The organism is Nitrosomonas aestuarii (assembly GCF_003046585.1).
GTDB lineage: Bacteria > Pseudomonadota > Gammaproteobacteria > Burkholderiales > Nitrosomonadaceae > Nitrosomonas > Nitrosomonas aestuarii.
In genome coordinates this window covers 1-3,422 of the sequence record NZ_QAAE01000043.1, presented here as the reverse complement: position 1 = coordinate 3,422, position 3,422 = coordinate 1, and the positions used below count along the sequence as shown (strand labels likewise).

Annotated in this window: 2 protein-coding genes; both read left to right on the top strand. The window is 46.9% G+C overall.

Annotated features, from left to right (window positions below):
• The first annotated feature begins 36 nt into the window (after positions 1 to 36).
• Positions 37 to 1,641 carry a tetratricopeptide repeat protein gene (locus C8R11_RS15710; protein ID WP_107796516.1) on the top strand — a complete coding sequence of 535 codons (1,605 nt, stop codon included), beginning with the start codon at positions 37 to 39 and terminating at the stop codon, positions 1,639 to 1,641.
• A gap of 60 nt (positions 1,642 to 1,701) precedes the next feature.
• On the top strand, positions 1,702 to 3,422 hold a 1,721-nt coding region (locus tag C8R11_RS15705), incomplete at its 3' end, for a copper-transporting P-type ATPase (protein WP_181258288.1).

Genomic DNA, 3,422 nt, shown 5'->3' with positions numbered 1-3,422 from the left:
CATAAACTAACTAAACGCAATATACGGACAAATATCATGAAAACATTCATAGGAATTGCTTTCACTTTTTTTCTACTGGCTGTTCAGTCAATACGTGCAGACGACAATCATCAAGCAGGCATTTTTAATGACGAAACACTAGGAGAGGCTACTTTTCATGTATCGTGCACCCCACCTGCGCAAAAGCTGTTTAATCAGGCTCTCGCAATGCTTCATTCCTTTTGGTATGACGAAGCAGAAAAAACATTTCGTTACGTTACAACAGTAGACAAGGATTGCGCCATGGGCCACTGGGGCGTTGCCATGAGCCTTTACCGTCAGCTGTGGGCAACACCCCCGACACCAGAAGAGTTACAAAAAGGACGGGATGCACTGCAACGTGCCAAACAATTAATGACCAAAACCGACAGGGAACGTGCGTATCTTGAAGCTACCGGGTACTTGTACCCGGACGACGAAATGATAGATTACGGCACCAGAAAACTTGCTTATCAGAAGGCGATGGAACAGTTATTAGTACACAATCCGGACGATTCGGAAGCCACAATATTTTACGCGCTGGCGCTAATTTCCACAGCTTCGCCAAAAGATAAAACTTACTCGAATCAAAAGAGGGCATTAAATCTGCTGCAAGAGGTGTTACAGAAAGAACCCGGTCATCCAGGTGTGGCACATTACATCATCCACGGCAGTGATTATCCGGAACTAGCAAGATTCGGATTGAAAGCAGCGAGAGAGTATGCACAGATTGCGCCAGCTGTACCGCACGCCTTACATATGCCATCGCATATATTTATCAGACTGGGAAAATGGCAGGAAGCTGTCCACTCTAATTTAGCTGCATACCATGCTGCAAAGCGTTACGCCAAGAAAAATGCTCAAATGGCTGTCTGGGATCAGCAGATGCATTTCATGGACTATCTGATTTACGCTTATCTGCAAACTGGTCAAACAGAAAAGGCCGAGGAAATTTTGCGTGAAGTCCAGGCAATTAAAAAAGCACATCCGGAAAATACCACTTCCGCTTATGCATTCGCAGCAATCCCTGCACGTTATGCAGTAGAACGCGGCAATTGGCACGAGGCTGCCAGATTAAACATTGATCCGGCTGATTTTCCATGGAAAAAGTTTGGCTGGTGCGAAGCAATAACACATTTTGCGCGAGGTTTGGGTGCGGCCAGAATTGGTAAAATCGATGAAGCCCGTTCCATCCTGCATCAAATCGAAGCGCTTCGTGATTCAGACAAAACAGCTAATAAACACTATACAGCAGATCAAATCGAAATTCAGCGTTTAGCGGTAGCTGCCTGGATTGCTTATGGTGAGGGAGAAACAAAAAAGGCAGAAAAATTGATGCGTGCGTCAGCCGAATTAGAGGATGCAACTGAAAAAGACAATGTGACACCGGGCGCGATTAAACCCGCCAGAGAATTGCTAGGCGAATTACTGCTTGAACTGAAAAAACCACAGGAAGCGCTGGAGGAATTTGAAACTTCATTGACTCAAACGCCCAATCGCCGGAATGGGATTTACGGCGCAGCACAAGCAGCAAAGCTAACCGGTGATGAGCAGAAAGCACACCATTATGAACGGCAATTACAAGAATTGATTACAACTGATGAAATTCATTCAATCGAATAATGCGGCGCAGGGGTTAGCCGCTTTCCAACGATGGTATATCATTTTTTCAAAGGAAAATAAATGATGGAACAGAAAAAGCCTGAGCAAGAATCTGATGAGCACACAAGTTGCGGGCATAACCATATTCATGCAGAAAAACCCATTAGCGTTTCTCAATCTGATAAGGCAAATACGATCTACACCTGTCCCATGCATCCGGAGATCCGGCAAAACGGACCAGGAAACTGCCCGATTTGTGGCATGGCGTTGGAACCTGAAACAATGACGGGTGATGAAGGTGAAAATCCTGAGCTAACAGATATGCGCAAACGGTTTTGGGTTGGCCTTGTTTTGACGTTGCCAGTTTTTACATTGGAAATGGGCGGGCACTTTTTTGATCTGCATCATTACATCAGCGGCATGCTATCCAACTGGATACAATTAGTACTGGCCACGCCGGTTGTACTTTGGGCAGGAAAACCGTTTTTCGAACGAGGTTGGTCTTCGCTGCGAAGTCGTAATCTGAATATGTTTACGCTGATTGCCATGGGAACAGGGGTGGCTTGGCTATACAGTATAGTGGCAACATTGGCGCCCGGCATTTTTCCTGAAACTTTTCGACAAAATGGAGTTGTTGCGGTTTATTTTGAAGCATCCGCAGTAATCACAGTGCTGGTTCTTCTCGGGCAGGTACTTGAACTTAAAGCACGTGAACAGACAGGCGGCGCAATCCGTGCTTTGCTTGATCTTGCGCCAAAAACAGCCCGCAGAATTGCTGAAAACGGCGAAGATGAAGATGTGCCGCTAGATCAGATTAAAGTCGGTGATCTGCTACGCGTGCGCCCCGGCGAAAAGGTGCCACTCGACGGGATTGTCACCGAAGGTCGAAGTTCTGTTGATGAATCCATGGTTACAGGCGAGTCGATGCCCGTTAAGAAAGAGCCGGAAAGCAAGGCCATCGGCGGAACAATGAATCAGACCGGCAGTTTTATCATGAAAGCCGAGCATGTCGGTAAAGATACCATGCTCTCACAAATAGTTCATATGGTTGCGGAGGCACAACGCAGCCGCGCGCCAATCCAGAGAATGGCAGATGTCGTTGCGTCATGGTTTGTTCCGGCTGTCATCATCGTGGCTGTTCTGGCTTTTTTCTTCTGGAGCATATACGGACCTTCACCTGCTTTCAGTTACGCGTTAATCGCTGCTGTCAACGTTTTGATTATCGCCTGTCCCTGCGCACTAGGACTGGCCACACCCATGTCCATTATGGTGGGGGTGGGTAAAGGTGCGCAGGCAGGCGTACTAATAAAAAACGCTGAAGCACTGGAACGTATGGAAAAGGTTGATACGCTGGTTATTGACAAGACCGGAACACTGACCGAAGGAAAACCGACCGTGACAAATATTATTGCTGCCCCAGGATTTCATACTGATGATCTTTTACAAATGGCTGCTTCATTGGAGCAAGGCAGTGAACATCCTCTGGCTCACGCTATTGTTATGGCGGCCAAAAACAAGGAACTGCGTTTAGAGGAAATGAACGATTTTGACTCACCAACTGGCAAGGGCGTGGTCGGAAGAATCAAAGGGCGAAATGTCGCACTTGGCAATGTAATGCTGATGGAAGAAGAAGCTGTAAATGTATCTTCAATGTCCAACCAAGCCAATGAGCTGCGTTCCGATGGCGCCACAGTAATTTTTATCGCTGTAGACGGTCAAGTAGCGGGGATTCTGGCGATTGCGGATCCTGTTAAGGAGACAACACCGGATGCAATCAATCAGCTTAAGAAACAGGGCATCCA

Excerpts from the sequence above, each read along its gene's own strand:
- C8R11_RS15710 (WP_107796516.1), top strand. The coding sequence starts at position 37 with ATGAAAACATTCATAGGAATTGCTTTCACTTTTTTTCTACTGGCTGTT.